Annotated in this window: 17 protein-coding genes; 9 read left to right on the top strand and 8 right to left on the bottom strand. The window is 63.3% G+C overall.

Going from position 1 to position 16,468, the window contains the following annotated elements:
- Positions 1-10 precede the first annotated feature (10 nt).
- From ACF8EF_RS25025 to cpaB, 6 genes are read right to left on the bottom strand one after another with little or no spacing between them, the layout of a single operon-like run.
- Complete coding sequence (locus ACF8EF_RS25025; RefSeq protein WP_176682553.1) at positions 11-898, bottom strand: type II secretion system F family protein; 888 nt, start codon at positions 896-898, stop codon at positions 11-13.
- A 2-nt stretch (positions 899-900) separates the two neighbouring features.
- Positions 901-1,782: a type II secretion system F family protein gene (locus tag ACF8EF_RS25020; RefSeq protein WP_392462149.1), complete on the bottom strand. Its 882-nt coding sequence runs from the start codon at positions 1,780-1,782 to the stop codon at positions 901-903.
- Positions 1,779-3,035, bottom strand: a complete 1,257-nt coding sequence (locus tag ACF8EF_RS25015; RefSeq protein ID WP_176682555.1) for a CpaF family protein — start codon at positions 3,033-3,035, stop codon at positions 1,779-1,781. The genes ACF8EF_RS25020 and ACF8EF_RS25015 overlap by 4 nt, the downstream gene beginning before the upstream one ends.
- A complete protein-coding gene (locus ACF8EF_RS25010) occupies positions 3,032-4,222 on the bottom strand; it encodes a pilus assembly protein (RefSeq protein WP_176682556.1) in 1,191 nt (396 codons plus the stop codon). The genes ACF8EF_RS25015 and ACF8EF_RS25010 overlap by 4 nt, the downstream gene beginning before the upstream one ends.
- Complete coding sequence (locus tag ACF8EF_RS25005; protein ID WP_176682557.1) at positions 4,219-5,493, bottom strand: type II and III secretion system protein family protein; 1,275 nt, start codon at positions 5,491-5,493, stop codon at positions 4,219-4,221. Before ACF8EF_RS25005 ends, ACF8EF_RS25010 begins: the two co-directional genes overlap by 4 nt.
- Before the next feature lie 18 nt (positions 5,494-5,511).
- A complete protein-coding gene (gene cpaB / locus ACF8EF_RS25000; protein WP_176682558.1) occupies positions 5,512-6,465 on the bottom strand; it encodes a Flp pilus assembly protein CpaB in 954 nt (317 codons plus the stop codon).
- A 293-nt stretch (positions 6,466-6,758) separates the two neighbouring features.
- Here cpaB and ACF8EF_RS24995 point away from each other — a divergent pair, with 293 nt between their 5' ends.
- A complete protein-coding gene (locus ACF8EF_RS24995; protein ID WP_176682559.1) occupies positions 6,759-6,929 on the top strand; it encodes a Flp family type IVb pilin in 171 nt (56 codons plus the stop codon).
- A 22-nt stretch (positions 6,930-6,951) separates the two neighbouring features.
- Positions 6,952-7,365, top strand: coding sequence for a response regulator (locus ACF8EF_RS24990; RefSeq protein ID WP_176682560.1), 414 nt, complete (start codon positions 6,952-6,954; stop codon positions 7,363-7,365).
- 55 nt (positions 7,366-7,420) lie between these two features.
- On the opposite strand, the gene ACF8EF_RS24985 is transcribed toward ACF8EF_RS24990, so the two are convergent.
- Positions 7,421-7,768, bottom strand: coding sequence for an HPF/RaiA family ribosome-associated protein (locus ACF8EF_RS24985; protein ID WP_176682561.1), 348 nt, complete (start codon positions 7,766-7,768; stop codon positions 7,421-7,423).
- Positions 7,769-8,024: 256 nt separating this feature from the next.
- Between ACF8EF_RS24985 and ACF8EF_RS24980 the strand changes: the two genes are divergently transcribed.
- The 6 genes from ACF8EF_RS24980 (at position 8,025) to ACF8EF_RS24955 (ending at position 14,374) form a co-directional block, all read left to right on the top strand.
- A complete protein-coding gene (locus ACF8EF_RS24980) occupies positions 8,025-8,330 on the top strand; it encodes a DUF3649 domain-containing protein (RefSeq protein WP_176682562.1) in 306 nt (101 codons plus the stop codon).
- Positions 8,327-9,904: a PepSY-associated TM helix domain-containing protein gene (locus tag ACF8EF_RS24975; RefSeq protein ID WP_392462147.1), complete on the top strand. Its 1,578-nt coding sequence runs from the start codon at positions 8,327-8,329 to the stop codon at positions 9,902-9,904. The genes ACF8EF_RS24980 and ACF8EF_RS24975 overlap by 4 nt, the downstream gene beginning before the upstream one ends.
- Positions 9,904-10,230 (top strand): DUF3325 domain-containing protein, encoded by a 327-nt coding sequence (locus tag ACF8EF_RS24970; protein WP_392462146.1) that lies wholly within the window; start codon positions 9,904-9,906, stop codon positions 10,228-10,230. Before ACF8EF_RS24975 ends, ACF8EF_RS24970 begins: the two co-directional genes overlap by 1 nt.
- Before the next feature lie 5 nt (positions 10,231-10,235).
- Complete coding sequence (locus ACF8EF_RS24965) at positions 10,236-10,811, top strand: RNA polymerase sigma factor (protein WP_392462144.1); 576 nt, start codon at positions 10,236-10,238, stop codon at positions 10,809-10,811.
- Complete coding sequence (locus tag ACF8EF_RS24960) at positions 10,808-11,788, top strand: FecR family protein (RefSeq protein ID WP_392462142.1); 981 nt, start codon at positions 10,808-10,810, stop codon at positions 11,786-11,788. Before ACF8EF_RS24965 ends, ACF8EF_RS24960 begins: the two co-directional genes overlap by 4 nt.
- A gap of 195 nt (positions 11,789-11,983) precedes the next feature.
- Positions 11,984-14,374, top strand: coding sequence for a TonB-dependent siderophore receptor (locus ACF8EF_RS24955; RefSeq protein WP_392462140.1), 2,391 nt, complete (start codon positions 11,984-11,986; stop codon positions 14,372-14,374).
- 30 nt (positions 14,375-14,404) lie between these two features.
- Here the strand turns inward: ACF8EF_RS24955 and ACF8EF_RS24950 are convergent, their stop codons facing one another.
- Positions 14,405-15,280 carry a helix-turn-helix domain-containing protein gene (locus ACF8EF_RS24950; protein WP_176682568.1) on the bottom strand — a complete coding sequence of 292 codons (876 nt, stop codon included), beginning with the start codon at positions 15,278-15,280 and terminating at the stop codon, positions 14,405-14,407.
- A gap of 185 nt (positions 15,281-15,465) precedes the next feature.
- Here ACF8EF_RS24950 and ACF8EF_RS24945 point away from each other — a divergent pair, with 185 nt between their 5' ends.
- Complete coding sequence (locus ACF8EF_RS24945; protein ID WP_176682569.1) at positions 15,466-16,368, top strand: DMT family transporter; 903 nt, start codon at positions 15,466-15,468, stop codon at positions 16,366-16,368.
- Positions 16,369-16,468: the final 100 nt, after the last annotated feature.

Below are 16,468 nucleotides of genomic sequence, written 5' to 3'. Positions count from 1 at the left end.
CAATCAGTCCTCATGGGCTTAACGCCCGCGCCAATGCAGAGAAACCCGGGCCGGCAAGGACAATGAGCAAGGCCGGGAACAGGAACACCATCATCACTGCCGACATCTTTGCCGACATCATCGACACCCGTTCTTGCAGGCGGGTCAGGCGACGGTCGTCGAGCAGCGCCTTCAGTGCCTGCAACGACTTCATCGCGCCACTGCCCTGTGTCAGCAACTGGCGCAGGATCACGCAGGTATCGGTGAACTCATCCACAGCCAGCAACTGGGCGACCTTTTCCAGCTCCGGGCCCAGCGCCATGCCTGAGTCCACCCGCTGCAGCACTTGGCGCAACTCTGCGCTGGTGTGCGGGATCAGCGTCCGGCCTTCCTGGCTCAGCACGCGCAGTGCCTGTTCAACGGCCAGGCCGGTCTCGAATAAAATCCGCAGCAAGGGGATCAGCAGGCTGACTTCTTCTGCAATGCGCTGCTGGCGACGTGCCGCAGCCACGGCCAGCAGTCGCTTGGGCAGCAGGTAACCTACGCCCAGCGCGCACGATGGCCAGACCAGCCAGCCGGCTGCGGCGCTGCCCTTGAACACCTGTTGCAGCAGCAGCGTCATTGCCACGGCCAGCAGCGGCAGGCCCAGCTGAACAGCGGCAAACAGGGCACGCTGGCGGCTGCGGCGCCAGCCGATACGTTCGAGCAGGGCCTGGCTTTCGCCGTCAAATCTCTGTAGGCGCTGCCCCCACGGGCTGCTGCCCAGCCAGTGCAACCAGTCCCCCAGGCGCTCGTCGCGGGTCAGCCGCCCTTGCAGCCGTCGGGCCACCAGTACTCGTGCGCGCCATTGGCGAACAGCCTGCAGGCCAAACAGGCAGGCAGCGATGAACAGGCACAAAGTGCAGATCAGCAAGGCCATGGTCACAGGCTCCTCATCATTCGCCACAGCACCAGGCAGCCGAGCACCTGCAGGGCAAAGGCCAGCAACAGCATCATCTGGCCGCTGCTGTCCCGCCACATGGTCAGCAGGTAATGCGGGTTGGCCATCAGGAAGTAACCGACCATCGCCAGCGGCAACGAGCCTAGAATGATTGCGGTGATGCGGGTTTCGCCGGTCATCGCCTTGAGCTGACGCGCCCCTTGTTCCCGCTCGCGGATCAGTTTGATCAGGTTTTCCATCAGCTCGCTGGCATTGCCGCCGTAGCGCTGGTTGATGCGCAAGCCGAGGGCGAACAGCCGCAGTTCGTCCTGTTTGTGCAGTTCGGCCAGCTCGCTCACAGCATCCTCCAGCGTCACGCCCAACTGTACGTTGCGACGCACACGCGCCATGGCTGAGCGCAGGGGATCGCGGCTACTGTCGATACCGCCCAGCACTGCATCATTGAGCGTGCGGCCGGCCTTGAGGCTGCGCACGCTGTAGTCCAGCAGGCTAGGCAACTGGTCGACGATTTGCCGCATCTGCCGGCGGCTTTGCCAGCTCAGGATCAGGTACGCAAGGGTTGGCAGGCCGACCAGCAGCATCAAGGCGGCCACCCAGCCGGCGGTGATCAGCGCCAGCACCACCACGCCCAGCCACGCCAGCAACCAGCGCTGTGGCTCGATGTCGCCAGCCCCCAAGCCAGCGCGCTGCAGCAGCGCGTCGAGCCATTCGCGCCGGGCGGTGCCATTGCGCACGATGCTGAACGCCCGCCCCAGGCGTTGCAGGATGCGCTCTTCTTGCCGCTTGTACAGGCCGCGGCGCAACAGCAGCAGGGCGACGCCCATCAACAGCGGGGACAGCGCCAGCAGCAGGGGGCCGGTCACAGCACGCCCTCTGCGCGCAGCTTGCTGCCCGCCGGGTTAGGTGCTTCGCGCAGAAAGGTATCGCCGCCGCGCCGATCGAGGCGGAACAGGGTGTTGGTCACGTACACCTCATCGCGCACGCCGATCACTTCCAGCACCTCGCTGACGCAACGTCGACCATCGGGCAGGCGGGTCAGCTGGATCACCACATCCAGCGCCGCGCAGACCATTTGCCGCAAGGTCTTTTCGGCAATCTGCCGACCGCTCAGGCCGACCAGGGTTTCCAGGCGCAGCAGCGCATCCTGCGCGGAGTTGGCGTGCACCGTGCTCATCGAACCATCGTGGCCGGTGTTCATCGCCGTGAGCACGTCGAGCACTTCGCTGCCGCGGATCTCGCCCAGAATGATGCGGTCGGGGCGCATGCGCAGGGCGTTGCGGATCAGTTCGCTGGCCTTGATTTCGCCATGCCCTTCGGCATTCGGCGGGCGAGTTTCCAGGCGCACCACATGGGGGTGGTGCAGTTGCAGTTCGGCGACGTCTTCGATGGTCACCAGGCGTTCGCGGGGCGCGATCATCTGGCTGAGGATGTTCAGCAGGGTGGTCTTGCCGGTGCCGGTACCGCCACTGACCAGGATGTTGCAACGTTTGCCCACGGCGCGCTCGAAGAAGTCGAAGATGGCCTGGTCGATGGCGCGGGTGGCCAGCAGGTCGGCACTCTTGAGCATGTCCTGGCGGAACTTGCGGATCGACAGGCACGGGCCGTCCAATGCCACAGGTGGGATGATCGCATTCACCCGGCTGCCGTCGGGCATGCGCGCGTCGACCATTGGCGAGGATTCGTCCAGGCGTCGGCCGAGCGGTGCGAGGATGCGCTGCATCACCCGTTCCACATGGTGAGCGTCGATAAAGCGCAGGTCGGTCTGTTGCAGCAGGCCCGCCCGCTCCACGAACACCCGGTGGGGGCCGTTGACCAGGATTTCCGTGACGGTGGGGTCACGCAGCAACACTTCCAGCGGGCCGAAACCGGTCAGCTCATCCACCAGCTCCTCGGCCAGGCGCTCCATTTCGTAGCGCGACATGGCCAGGTGCAGGCGCGCGACGTAATCGCCCACCTGCTCCAGCACGAACTGGGTCAGCGCTGGCCGCGCGCCTTCCAGCAGGTTGCGGCCGCTGTCCTCGATGGCGTCGATGGCAAAGCGGTGCAGGGCACGCTTTAGCGCGTAGGGGTCGCCCGAGGCGTGTTGCTGGCCACCAAAGGGTTGGTCATTGCTCATTTGTTGCCCCAAAGCCGACGCAGCCAGGTGAAGCCTGGTGGTGCGAGGTTTTCCGAGCGCCGTGCCAGGCGCTCACCCAGGCTGCGCAGGGCTTGAGTGAGGCTTTCACGCGGGGCCAGTTCGAACAGGCTCAGGCCCTGGTTTTTCACGTTCAGGCGTACTTCGGGGCTACAAGGGATGGCCTTGAGCAAGGGCAGCCCGTAACGTTTGGCGAGGGTGTCGGCGTCGGGGGCAACGTTGCCCAGGTAGCGGTCGACCAGCAAGCTGGCGTGTTCCAGCTTCATGCCGTTGTCACGCCACAGGTCGAGCACTTCAAGGTTGCGCCGGCAGTCGAGGATATTCTGGTCGGTGTAGACAATCAGTTTGTCGCAATGGCTCACCAACGTGCGCAGGGCTTCGCTGTCGGCATGCCCGGTCAGGTTCACGACAATGTGCTGGAAGTGCTGGCGCAAAGCGCTCAGCAGCATGTACAGCTCGGCGGCGCTGGTTTGTTGCAGCGGTTCATCGGCCTCGGCGTAGGTCAGCAGGCGCAAGCCCTTCTTGTCACGCGTGAATGCGCTGTCGATCAGTGTGGTGTCGAGGCGGCGCAAGTGGCGCAGGGCGTCGCCGAAGAAGAACGAAGCCTCCAGGCCGAGTAGCGCCAGGCTGTCGCCACGCGGCAGGCCCAGGTCCAGCAGCAGGGTTTGCTGGCCGCTTTCCTGCACTACGCGGGCCAGGTGGGTGGTGAGCAATGCCCCGTCCGCATTGGCTTGTATGCCGAACAGCACCGTAAGCCCGCCAAGGCTGGGGTTGCTGGCCACCGTCGGCATGCGCTTGCCCAGGCGCCGCACCAGCCCGGCCACCTCGCTGGCGCGTGAGCCATAGGCGACAAAGTCGCGGGCGCCTGCGCGCATGGCATGCAGCACCAGTTGGTTGTCCATGCCATCGCCGAGGGCGACGATTGCCAACATCGGCCTGGCCTCCAGCACCCCCTCGATCAAGGCGCACTGGCTGACCAGCTGTTCGCGGTCCAGGCCGATGAACATCAGGTTGCTGTAGGTGGCATTGACCAGTGCCAGCAACTCGTCGAGGCTGCCGGCACTGGCCCCGATTACCTGGCCTTGCGGCGCCAGTGCGCCCTGTAGCCAGTGGAGGTCCTCTTCGTTGCGGGTGATGGCGAGGAAGGTGGGGTTCAGGCTCTCGTTCATTGGGATAATCCGCCCTTGCCATCGAAGTTGCCGTTCTCGAGGAAAAACAGGCGCCCCCAGCTGGGGTCGTAGTTGCGCAGGTTCTCGCCCGGCAGTTCTGGCAGCCGTGCGTTGGCCGCCAGGGGCTGGACCAGGTGTGGAGTGACGATCATCAGCAGTTCGGTTTCTTCGCGGCGCATGGCCGAGTTGCGGAAGAACGCACCCAGTATCGGCAGGCTGCCCAGGCCGGGTAGCCGGTCTACTGCGGAACGCGTGTTGTTGCTGACCAGGCCGCTGATGATGAAACTTTCGCCATCGGCCAGGGCAATGCTGGTGTCGGTGCGCCTTACCGTCAAACCCGGCACCTGTGTGCCGGCGATGGTTACCACGTTGTTGTAGTCCAGTTCGCTGACCTCTGGCGCCACCTTGAGTGTGATCCTGCCTGGGCTAATGATGGTTGGTGTCAGCGCCAGACGTACGCCGAACTCTTTGTATTCGATCGATACGTTGTCGCTGCCTGCGCTGGGCACCGGGATCGGAATTTCACCGCCTGCCAGGAAGCTTGCTGTCTGGCCGCTGAGCACGGTCAGGCTCGGGCGCGCCAGGGTATAAGCGAAGCCGCTGTTTTCCAGAGCGTTGATCATGGCCAGGAAGCGGCTGCTGCCGCCGCCCCAGACGATGTTGAAGACGGTGTCGTCGAGGGGGATACCTGGACGCACATCCGCATACGTAACCGGGTTCTCACCTGTCTGTATTCCCGGTACATAATCAGGTCGCACGACAGTATTCGGTACGGTACCCGGCGAGCCGATCAGGCTGTTGTTCGACCCCTTGAAGAACAGCCGTGCACCGGCCTCCTTGTATTTGGTGCGGCGTACTTCCACGAAACGGATGTCGGCCTGCACCTGGCTGATCAGTTGCGCATCCTGCGACGGCAAAAAGCTGTCTTGCGCCATGTCGGCACTGGCCCGGCCTTTGACGAACACCATGGCACGGTGCGGTGACGGGGCGCATGCTGTCCACAGCATCAGGGTGGTATTACCCTGGCCCACCGCGGTAATCACCACGCCGCGCTCTCCGCTGGCCTGCACATCAGCCACCTTGGGTTCGCCTACGGCAACCCGGCTGATCGCCAGTGGCAGGCGCAGTTCCTGCTGCAGGCCCTGGTCTATCTCGATGACCGAGGGCAGTTGATTGAACGCCTCGCAGGCTTTGCCGGATGCCTGGGCCTGGGGCAACAGCACGGCCAGCAGCCCGGTACAACATGCTTGTCTCAAAAAGGAACTACGCATCGCTGCATCCTTGCCAGGTCAGGGGTTTTTATTCGTATCGTCAGCCTGTGCGCCACGGATGATGTGCATGGCGGGTTTGGGTTTACTGGTCGCCAGGCTGGCAGCGTTGGCCACCGGCGACTGGGATAGCTGGCTGAAACGGTAGAGTTCGCGGTTGGCGGCGTCGACCTGCGGTTTGGCATCGGGTTCGTTCCAGTACCGCGCCAGGCGTTGTTCATCGGCACTGCGCACGGCCAGGCGCAACGTACCGGCCTGGGCAGCCAGCATCAAACGGCTGACCAAGGCCTCGGGCACTGCCAGCGCCACGGTGCGCGTCCCCATGCCATGGCTCAGGCTGGCTTGTTCGCGCCGGGCCTTTTGCTCTTCGGCGGTCTGCGCCGGGCGGCCGTCGTTGGCCAGGCCCGTCTGCTCGCCAACACTGAGTACGCGCAAGGCCGGCAGCACCACCTGGGCGGAGGATTGCGGGTTGTTCGGCTCTTCACGCAGGAACAGCAATACGTCTACGTAGTCGCCCGGGCGCAGTTGGCCGGCGGCGCCGACCACTTCGTCCACTCCGACTGCCACGGCCCGCTCGCTGGTGCGGATCATCCGCGCCAGCGGCCCGCCGGGTTGGAAGCTGAACTCATCCAGCCAGGTGCCTGCTGCAAGCGGCCTGGCGCTGGTGCGCCCGATTACCTGCGCGGTTTGCTGGTAGGCCCCTGCGGGGGCAACCTGCAGGCGTTCGATCAGCACATCGTCTTGAGTGACCGGCGTATTGGCTGGCAAAGCCTTGCGCAGTACGACAACGGCAGTACGCGGTGGCTCCGGTGGGGTGGTGGGCGGTGGGGCGATGGCTGCAATCGGTTGTTGGGCCGTAGGGGTAGCCGGTGCGGGCGCAGTCGCAGGGCGGCTCAGCACCACACCCCAGTAGCCTGCCAACAGTGCTGCCAGCAGGAAGAACGCAGCCAGGCATAGGGTCAAGCGACTGCTCATCTCGGCCTCCCTGCACGCATCGACTGATGTCAAAAAGTCATCATTTCGCTATAGAACGGTAGCGCAGTCATCGCCATTTGCCATGCGTGAGAGGTTTTTTTTGGGGGGCGTGTGATTAAGTCGAGGCAATACAGACAGTTAGCAATTTTGCGGGTGTTAATCCTCTTGAGCTAATACTTTGTAATTAATCCTTTAATACATTTGCAGTCCGCCTCAGCTTGGCAATTCTTTGATGGCAAATGGGTGTCACTTTGATATCGCAATCGCCGGCATGTGCCGCAAGGAGCTGAGACATGAAACTGTTCATTCTGCACTGCATGAACTTCCTGCATCGCAAGGACGGTGCGTCCGGTATCGAATATGCGGTCATCGCGACGATGGTCGCAGTGGTGCTTGCCGCCTTCGTCGGGGACATCTCCACGGCCGTCAACACCACCTTCACCACGATCAAAGATGCCCTTTGACCGGTGAGCAGGAGCCAACGCCATGTCGAACTCGAACGCTTTCCCGCGCCAGCAGATCCTCTTGGTGGATGACGAGCAGGACGCTTTGCTGGAGCTGACCGAACTTCTCGAGAACGAAGGCTTCGCTTGCTTGACCGCGACATCGGCAAAAGCTGCCTTGCAACAACTTACCCGTCATCCGGACGTTGCTCTGGTCATCACCGACCTGCGTATGCCGGAGGAAAGTGGTATCGGTTTGATCAGGCGCATGCGCGACCATACGGCCCGCCAGCACCTGCCAGTGATTGTCGTGTCCGGGCAGGCTGAGCTGGATGACGTCAGCGAATTACTGCACTTGCAGGTGGTGGATTTTTTCCGCAAGCCGCTTTATCACGCGCGCTTGCTGAATACACTGGAGAACCTGTTCCCCGTACCCAAGCTGAGGATAGTGAATTGAGGGAGGCCTTGAATGAAAACGCCCGGCACTTGGCCGGGCGTTTTCATTGGTGCGATCAGGCGTCCGGGTCACTCAGTTCCAAGACGCCGCGCTTGCTGCGCAGCTTGCCGTAGAAGTGTTCCAGCGCGTGATTGAGCTTGGTGGCGGCACCGTCGACTGCCTGGTCCAGCGAAGTGGCGGTGTGGGTCACGGAAATCGGTTGGTGGCCTTTCGGGCGAGCCTCCATCTGGCAGCGTTTGTCATGCGGTCCGGGCTTGACGCCGTTCTCGTCGCGCAGGTGAACCTCGATGCGGGTGAGGTCTTCTTCGTAACGTTCCAGCGAGTTCTGCAGTGTGCTGCGGACCCACTGGTCGAGCCGGGCGTTACCGTCGAAATCGTTGCTGCTGTTGACCTGGATTTGCATGATTCAATCCTTATTCAGCTTGCTCGCATGGAGACGCGCTCAGGTCCTTGAGACCCTTGGAATTTCTGCGCCTCTTGACTCTAAGGTCAGGCAAGCGCGAGACGAATTCAAGCCCTTTTGGAAAATAAATTTCTTGTTGCAGATTGGCGGGCTGCGACGTGCCGCTATCGTGGCCAAACGGGGAGAGGATTCTGGGCTTTGCTTATGAGAATTGAAATCATTATTATTGCAGCCTTTAAAACGCCCGGACCCCGCCATGACGCGCAAAACCGCCGGCCTTCCCCTCAGCTATCGCCTGGCCGTGACCTCCCGTAGCCTTGCCGCGTTGCTGGGTGGCTACCTGCTGGCGTCCCTCGCGAGCGTCTGTATTGCCTTGCTGGCCCCACTGCCAAAGGTCGATGCCACGCTCACCGGCCTGCTGCTGTCATTCGTCTTCTACCTGCTGGCGTTTATCTGGTGTTTTGCCTGCCGCAGCGCCTGTCGCGCCTGGTTGGGCGTATTGGCGCCAAGCCTGCTGCTGGGCCTGATCAGCGGCGTTGCCTACTGGATGAAGAACGCATGAAAGAAGGCTTCCGCCAGGCCATGGCCTGGCTGCACACCTGGACTGGCCTGATCTTCGGCTGGCTGTTGTTCGCCATCTTCCTGACCGGCACGCTGTCGTACTTCAAGGAAGAAATCACTCATTGGTCGCAGCCTGAAGTGCGCAGCCATGCCCTGGACCCGATCAATAGCCTGGCTGTCGCTCAACGTTACCTGCAGGACAATGCAGGGCATTCGCGTACCTGGTTCATTCGCCTGCCGAACGAACGGGAGGCCGCCTTGAGTGTGGGCTACCGCGACCCCAACGGCGGCCCACGTGGCTTTGTCAGAAAAACCCTCGATACCCAGACCGGCCAGCCGGTGGCAGCACGTGACAGCCGCGGTGGTGAGTTCTTCTACCGCTTTCACTTCCAGCTTCAGATGCCTTACCCGGTTGGCCGTTGGCTCTCGACGTTCTGCGCTTTCATCATGCTGCTGGGGTTGGTCACCGGCATCATTACCCACAAGAAGATTTTCAAGGAGTTTTTCACCTTCCGCCCTGGCAAGGGGCAGCGTTCCTGGCTGGACGGGCACAACGCCATCGGCGTGCTGGTGCTGCCGTTCCACCTGATGATCAGCTACAGCAGCCTGGTGCTGTTCATGTACATGGTGATGCCGGCGGGCATCATGGCCAGCTACGGCAATGACACCGACAAGTACTTCAACGACCTGTTTGGCCGCAACGATGCGCCCAAGGCGGCCCAGGTGGCCACGCCGCTGGTAGCGCTGCCGAGCCTGTACGCCAAGGTGCAGGAGCTGCAGCCGGGGGCGCGTGTCGGCAACATCCAGGTGCAGAACCCGGGCGACAGCAATGCCCGCGTCACCTTCACCCAATCGGCAGCCGACCACGTGGCCTATCGGCGTAGTGCCAACTGGACATTCGATGGGGCCAGTGGTGCGCTGTTGAGCCAGGGCAAGCCAGAGAGCGGAGTAATGATGACCGCCTTCAGTTTCGCCGGGCTGCACATGGGTAACTTCGCCGGGCCTTGGCTGCGCTGGCTGTATTTCTTCTTTGGCGTGGCCGGTACTGCAGTGATTGGTACCGGGTTGGTGATGTGGCTGGGCAAGCGCCAGCTCAAGCACGCCAGGAACGGGCATATGCCAGGTGAGCTGCGTTTGGTCGAGGTGCTCAATATTGCCAGCATGAGTGGCTTGTTGCTGGCGGTGGCGGGCTTCTTCTGGGCCAACCGCCTGGTGCCCTTGGCTGTCGAAGGCCGGGCTGACTGGGAAGTGAATGCTTTCTTCATCGTCTGGGGCTTGTCGCTGGTGCACGCCGTGCTGCGTAGCGGGCGCAAGGCCTGGGGCGAGCAACTGGCGCTGGGTGCGCTGGCCTTCGCCCTGCTGCCGTTGCTCAATGGCCTGACGACTGACCGGGGCTTGAACCATTCGGTACTGGAGGGTGACTGGGCCATGGCCGGCTTCGATCTGACAGCCCTGGGGACCGGCCTGTTTCTGGCCTGGCTGGCCCGCAAGATGCTGGCCAGCCCCACGCCCGTAGCCAAGCGCGCCGCGCGTGCGACAAAAAAGCCGAGCATTGAAACGGTGGGGGCGAGCTGATGCTGGGTAACGCACTGATCGCCTTTGCAGGCTTCGTTGCCCTGTGCCTGGCGATGGAAAAGCACTTCAGCGACTTGCTCGGGCGCAAGCCGCGCCCGCGCCACTTGCACCTGTTGCGTGTCGCAGGTTGGCTGCTGCTGATACTGTCGCTGGTGCTCAGCGTGCACCAGCGTGGCTGGGCCCTCGGCCTGGTGGAGTGGACCGCGGTGATGATGGCCGGGGTAACACTGTGGGTGTTCGGCCTGCCGTACCAGCCTCGTCTGCTGCTGGGCCTGGCCGCCGTCAGCGTGGTGCTGGGCCCGATGCTCGCCGTGTTTGCCATGTGACCCCCGTGAGTGAGCCAGGGGATATCATCGAGCCTCACGCTGACAGCGCAGGCGCACGTGCACGTTTCGTTCAGGTGTTCCAGGCCCAGCGTGCGCGTATGGAGGCGCTGGTAAGCCGTCGGGTCGGCTGCCGCGCCACCGCTTCGGACCTGGTCCAGGAGTTGTTCCTGCGTTTCTGGCGTCGCCCCGAGGTCAAGGTCGAGGCGCTGGACACTTACCTGTTGCGTTGTGCGGGCAACCTGGCCATAGACCACCTGCGCAGCGAAAGTAGCCGCGAACGCGTGGCCGAAGCCACTGTGCCGGTGAACGAGGCGAGCCTGGCCCAGGCCCCTGAGCAGGCCGTGGAGGTCGACCATGACTTGCAGCGTATCGAGGCCACCTTGCGTGCCTTGCCCGAGCGCACCCGGCAGATCTTCCTGCTCAACCGCATTCACGGCTGCAAGTACAGCGAGATCGCCAAAGCCATGCAGCTGTCACAGAGCGCCGTGGAAAAGCATATGATGCGCGCCCTTGAAGCGTGCAAGGCGAGTGTTGCCGAGCCCGCGTCCACCCCACGCCGGCCAGGGAGCGCCCGTCGATGAGCCGTTTACCGCCGATCACCGAGGCGCAGTTTCAGGCTGCCCTGCAATGGTTCAACCGGATCAACGGGCAACCCGGGCAAGCCGAAGGGGCGGCATTCAAGCGCTGGTTGCTGGCCGACCCCGCGCACCGCGCAGCCTACGAACAGGCCCAGGTGCTGTGGCAGAAAAGCGCCGCCCCGGCGGCGCGGCTGGCGGACGAAGAGCAGGACGCCCTGCAGCGCTACCTCGATGCCATGGCCAGACCACCGGCGCGTGGCGGCTGGCGGCGGGTGGCAGGGTTGGCGTTGGCAGCCTGCCTGGTGCTGGCCGTGGGCGTCGCTGGTGGTTGGCACCCGGGGTACTGGTTGCGGGACCTGCAGGCGGACTACAGCAGTGCCGGGCAGATTCGCCAGGTGACCTTGGCCGACCAGTCGCAGGTGACGCTTGATGCCGGTAGCGCCATTGCGGTCGATTTCGCCCAGGGTGAGCGCCGTGTGCGGTTGCTGCATGGCGCGGCGTTCTTCGAGGTTACCCATACCGGTGAGCCGTTCCTGGTGGAAGCTGCCGGCGGCGAAGTGCGGGTGCTCGGCACCCAGTTCGAGGTGCGTGAGCAAGGCGAGGGTGCCCAGGTGACGGTACGCAGCGGGCGTGTGGGCGTCAGCCCCGCGCAGGGCACTTTGGCGCGAGAACTGACTGCCAACCAGCAGGCTACCTACAGCGCGGGCAGGGTAAGCGACACCCTGGCGGTGGACAGTGACAACCGTCTGGCCTGGCGCCAAGGGTGGCTGAACTATTATCAGGTGCCGCTGGCGCAGGTGATCGAAGACCTTGGGCGTTATTACCCAGGGCGCATCCTGTTGCTCGATGGTGACCTGGGGCAGCGCAAGGTCAGCGGCAGCTTCCCGGTGGCCGAGCCGCTGCTGGCGCTGGATTCGCTGGGCAAGGTGATGGGTTTTTCACGGCAGACCGTGTTGGGGCGTTTGACCCTGATTCGGTAGTTGCCTGTGCCGGCCTCTTCGCGGGTGAACCCGCTCCTACAGCGTCCACCCCCCTGTAGAAGCGGGTTTACCTGCGAAGAGGCCGGCACAGCAAAAATATTTCCAGGCACAGGTGAGGTAACAGCACGTGGCATCCGTGTAATGAGTGAAAGTGCGATTGATTCGCAATAATCACCCTCTCACAGGTCAGCGTCCATGAAGTTCTCCCCGCGTTGCGTTCCTCTCTGGTTCGGCCTTGCTGCGCTCCCGGCCTTCGCTGTCGCCCCCCTGGCAAGCGCTGCCGAGCAGTTGCAGGCCTATACCTTCGCCCAGCCGGCCCAACCCTTGGCCCAGGCCCTGAACGCCTTCAGCCGCACCACCGGCCAGAGCGTGGTCTACACCCTCGAACTGCCGGGCGTGCAAGCGCCAGCGCTGAATGGTCGGTTCAGCGCCGAGCAGGCGCTGCAACAACTGCTGGGCAACGTTGGGCTGGCCTGGCGCCGCGTCGACGCGCGTACCCTGACCCTCGAACCTGTAGACACTTCCGCCGCCCTCAACCTGCAGGCCACCACCGTGACCTCGCAGCTGGACGACTACAGTTACCAGCCCCCGGCCAGCGCTTCGATCATGCGCGGGCAGGGGCCGAACCAGGACATCCCCCAGGCAATCAACGTGGTACCGGCACAGGTCATCCGCGACCAGGCCCCGCGCAACCTCGATGACGCCCTGACCAACGTCAGCGGCATTACCCAGGGCAACAACTTCGGCGGCACGTCCGATACGGTGATGAAGCGTGGCTTCGGCGACAACCGCGACGGCTCGATCATGCGCGATGGCATGCCCGTGGTGCAGGGTCGCAACCTCAACGCCAGCACCGAACGGGTTGAAGTGCTCAAGGGGCCTGCCTCGTTGCTGTACGGTATCCAGGACCCGGGTGGGGTCATCAACGTGGTCAGCAAGCGTCCGCAGTTGCAGCAGTACAACGCCCTGACTGTGCGCGGCTCGACCTATGGCCGCGGCAAGAACGGCAGCGGTGGCGGGCTCGACAGCACGGGCGCACTGGGTGACAGCAACTTCGCCTACCGCCTGATCGTCGACCACGAAGACGAGGACTACTGGCGCAATTATGGCGTGCACCGCGAATCGCTGGTGGCGCCGTCGCTGGCCTGGCTGGGCGAAGACACCCAGGTGGTGCTGGCCTACGAGCACCGTGAGTTTCTCTACCCCTTCGACCGTGGCACCGCGTTCGGCAACAACGGCCACCCGCTGAATATCCCCGCCACACGCCGCCTGGACGAGCCGTTCAACGACATGGAAGGGCGCTCCGACCTGTATCGCCTGGAAGTCGACCATCAGTTGGCTGATGACTGGAAGCTGCACGTTGGCTACAGCTTCAATCGTGAGACCTATGATGCCAGCCAGGTTCGCGTGACCGGCGTCAATGAAACCCAAGGCACGCTGACACGCAGCATCGACGGCACCCACAATGCCATGAGCCGTGACCAGTTCGTGACCCTGAGCCTCAATGGCAATGTCGAGCTGGCGGGGATGCAGCATGACCTGCTGTTCGGCATCGACCATGAAGACCGCAAGATCTTTCGCGGTGACCTGATCCGCCAGACACCACAGTCCACGTTCAGTTATCTGGACCCGGTCTACGGACAGGAAGTGGAGGGTTCCAACGTACGCGCCAGCGACAGCGACCAGACCGACAAGCTGCGCACCGATGCGCTGCTCGTGCAGGATGCGCTGCACCTCGATGAGCACTGGATCCTTGTAGCTGGTGCGCGTTTTCAGCAGTACGACCAGTACGCTGGCCGCGGTCGCCCGTTCAAGGCCAATACCGACATCAGTGGCCAGGCCTGGGTCCCCCACGCCGGTATCGTCTACAAAGTGGACGACCAGCTCTCGTTCTATGGCAGCTACAGCGAGTCGTTCAAGCCCAACTCGACCATCGCGCCGCTGACCGGCAATGTTGTGCTCGACGCCTCGGTGGCACCTGAGGAGGGCAAGTCGTGGGAGCTGGGCGCCAAGCTCGACATGCCGGGCCGCATCACGGGCACCCTGGCGTTGTTCGATATCACCAAACGCAATGTACTGGTCTCGAACATTGACGCCATCACAAGCGAGACGGTCTACAGCAATGCGGGTGAGGTCAGTTCACGCGGTGTGGAACTCGATGTGACCGGCCAGCTCAGCGAGCGCTGGAGCCTGATCGGCAGTTATGCACTGACCGATGCCAAGGTAACCAAGGACCCTGATCTTCAGGGCAACCGCCTGCAGAACGTGGCCCGGCACAGCGGCTCGCTGTCGGCGGTGTATGACTTTGGCAGCCTGTTCGGGGGGGACCGGCTGCGCTTCGGTGCCGGCGCCCGTTATGTAGGCGAACGTTCTGGTAACTCGACCAACACCTTCGACCTGCCGAGCTATACCGTTGCCGATGCGTTTGCCACTTATGAAACCAAACTCGACGAACACAACGTGCGCCTGCAGCTGAACGTGAAGAACCTGTTCGACAAGGTTTATTACAGCTCGGCGGTGAACCAGTACTTTGTGGCGGTAGGCGATGCGCGGCAGGTAAGTTTGTCGAGCACCTTCGAGTTCTAGGTCATCGGGGGCTGCAGAGCGGCCCCGGTTTCAGATGACAAAGGCGCTGCGGTATTCGCCAGGTGTGGCACCCAAGGCCTGTCGAAATCGGTTGCTGAAATGGCTGGCACTGGCAAACCCGCACAACAAGGCAATCTCCCCCAGCGGTAACACGCCCAGGCGCAACAGCTGGCACGCCCGGTGCAGCCGCCGGGCCAGCAGATACTGGTGCGGCGGGAGCCCGAAACTGGCGCGGAACATGCGCGCAAAGTGGTATTCGGACAGGTTGCAGCGCAGCGCCAGCTCGCCCAGGGTGATGGGCTGGTCCAGGTGTGCCTCGATGTAGTCGACCATTTGCCGGCGCAGGTTTGGCGCCAGCCCGCCTTTCAGGCGAAGGCCTTGGCGCAACCCGACCTGGCTGAGCAGCGCATGGTCAACGATCTCGTGCGCGAGGCTGCTGGCCAGCAGGCGCTCACTGGGCTCGTCCCAGTCCAACTGGATCAATTGACGAAAGCGTGCAGCTTGCTGCGGGTCGTCCAGAAAGGTCGCTTCCTGCAGTTGCAGCTCGCGCGGTTCCCGGTCGAGCAGACGCACACAGCCCAAGGCGAACTGCGCCTCGCTGACATACAGGTGCGCCAGGCGGATCGCGCCATTGACGACCCAGTTCGATTCCTGCCCGGCCGGCATCACGCACAGCTTGTCGGGTGCACCTTTGTCGGCCGGGCGCTGGCGGCGGTAGGTGCCGGTGCCGTCGGCGATGTAGCACGACAGGGTGTGATGGCTGGGCGCCTGGTAGTCGCGGGCATCGTCACGATTGCTCCACAACGCCGCCGCCAGGCCGTCACCCAGGTGCGCGCTCAGCTCCAGCCTGGCGTGGGGCGAGGCATGCATGGCGTTGAACACTTGCAACTGGTTGAGTGGCGTCATTGGCGGGTCCTCTTGCCTGCCATCCTACTGCGCACTGGATCGAGTGACATCTACCAGCGCAAGAAAAGCGCAAGTTTATGCAAGCTGACAGAGGCCGATCGAAAGAACACTGGTCATCCCTGTGGGGGCGGGTTTACCCGCCAAGCGCCGGGCACCGATTTCCAAAGGCCCAAGGAACTGCCGCCATGAACCTGTCACTCTACCTGCTCACCGTCCTGATCTGGGGCACCACCTGGATCGCCCTGAAACTCCAGCTAGGCGTGGTCGCGATCCCGGTGTCGATCGTCTACCGCTTCGCCCTGGCCGGCCTGATCCTGTTTGCTTTCCTGTTGATTACCCGCCAGTTGCAACCCATGAACCGCCGTGGCCACCAGATCTGCCTGGCCCAGGGCCTGTGCCTGTTCTGCGTCAACTTCATCTGCTTCCTCAGCGCCAGCCAGTGGATCGCCAGCGGCCTGATCGCGGTGGTGTTCTCAACTGCCACACTGTGGAACGCGCTTAACGCCCGAATTTTCTTCGGCCAGAAGATCGCCACCAATGTGCTTGGCGGGGGGGCCTTGGGCCTGCTTGGCCTGGGCCTGCTGTTCTGGCCGGAGCTCTCGCATCACGCAGCCAGCCGCGAAACCCTGTACGGCCTTGGCTTGGCCCTGTTGGGCACGCTGTGCTTCTCGGCCGGCAACATGCTGTCGAGCATGCAGCAGAAGGCCGGCCTCAAGCCGATGACGACCAATGCCTGGGGCATGGTCTATGGGGCGGTGATGCTGGCGGTGTTCTGTGTGGTCAGCGGCGTACCGTTCAGCATGGAGTGGAACGCGCGCTACATCGGTTCGCTGCTGTACCTGGTGGTGCCGGGGTCGGTGATTGCCTTCACTGCCTACCTGACCTTGGTCGGGCGCATGGGGCCGGAGCGGGCAGCTTACTGCACGGTGCTGTTCCCGTTGGTGGCGTTGAATGTGTCGGCGGTGGCCGAGGGTTATCAGTGGACGGCGCCGGCCTTGCTCGGTTTGGTGGCAGTGATGGCGGGGAATGTGCTGGTGTTTCGCAAGCCCCGGGCCAGGGGGGCTGAGGGTGTTGTGGTCGCCAAATAGATGATGGTTGCCTGGGCCGGCCCCTTCGCGGGTAAACCCGCTCACACACCCTTTGTAGGAGCGGGTTTACCCGCGAAGGGGCCAGCACAGGCACTCCAAA

It is taken from the genome of Pseudomonas sp. zjy_15 (assembly GCF_043101865.1).
GTDB classification, from domain to species: domain Bacteria; phylum Pseudomonadota; class Gammaproteobacteria; order Pseudomonadales; family Pseudomonadaceae; genus Aquipseudomonas; species Aquipseudomonas putida_Y.
Note: the sequence above shows the minus strand (reverse complement) of the source record. Positions and strands in the feature narration are given on the sequence as shown.

Excerpts from the sequence above, each read along its gene's own strand:
- ACF8EF_RS25025 (WP_176682553.1), bottom strand. The coding sequence starts at position 898 with ATGGCCTTGCTGATCTGCACTTTGTGCCTGTTCATCGCTGCCTGCCTG.
- ACF8EF_RS25015 (WP_176682555.1), bottom strand. The coding sequence starts at position 3,035 with ATGAGCAATGACCAACCCTTTGGTGGCCAGCAACACGCCTCGGGCGAC.
- ACF8EF_RS25010 (WP_176682556.1), bottom strand. The coding sequence starts at position 4,222 with ATGAACGAGAGCCTGAACCCCACCTTCCTCGCCATCACCCGCAACGAA.
- ACF8EF_RS25005 (WP_176682557.1), bottom strand. The coding sequence starts at position 5,493 with ATGCGTAGTTCCTTTTTGAGACAAGCATGTTGTACCGGGCTGCTGGCC.
- cpaB (WP_176682558.1), bottom strand. The coding sequence starts at position 6,465 with ATGAGCAGTCGCTTGACCCTATGCCTGGCTGCGTTCTTCCTGCTGGCA.
- ACF8EF_RS24995 (WP_176682559.1), top strand. The coding sequence starts at position 6,759 with ATGAAACTGTTCATTCTGCACTGCATGAACTTCCTGCATCGCAAGGAC.
- ACF8EF_RS24990 (WP_176682560.1), top strand. The coding sequence starts at position 6,952 with ATGTCGAACTCGAACGCTTTCCCGCGCCAGCAGATCCTCTTGGTGGAT.
- ACF8EF_RS24985 (WP_176682561.1), bottom strand. The coding sequence starts at position 7,768 with ATGCAAATCCAGGTCAACAGCAGCAACGATTTCGACGGTAACGCCCGG.
- ACF8EF_RS24980 (WP_176682562.1), top strand. The coding sequence starts at position 8,025 with ATGACGCGCAAAACCGCCGGCCTTCCCCTCAGCTATCGCCTGGCCGTG.
- ACF8EF_RS24975 (WP_392462147.1), top strand. The coding sequence starts at position 8,327 with ATGAAAGAAGGCTTCCGCCAGGCCATGGCCTGGCTGCACACCTGGACT.
- ACF8EF_RS24970 (WP_392462146.1), top strand. The coding sequence starts at position 9,904 with ATGCTGGGTAACGCACTGATCGCCTTTGCAGGCTTCGTTGCCCTGTGC.
- ACF8EF_RS24960 (WP_392462142.1), top strand. The coding sequence starts at position 10,808 with ATGAGCCGTTTACCGCCGATCACCGAGGCGCAGTTTCAGGCTGCCCTG.
- ACF8EF_RS24955 (WP_392462140.1), top strand. The coding sequence starts at position 11,984 with ATGAAGTTCTCCCCGCGTTGCGTTCCTCTCTGGTTCGGCCTTGCTGCG.
- ACF8EF_RS24950 (WP_176682568.1), bottom strand. The coding sequence starts at position 15,280 with ATGACGCCACTCAACCAGTTGCAAGTGTTCAACGCCATGCATGCCTCG.
- ACF8EF_RS24945 (WP_176682569.1), top strand. The coding sequence starts at position 15,466 with ATGAACCTGTCACTCTACCTGCTCACCGTCCTGATCTGGGGCACCACC.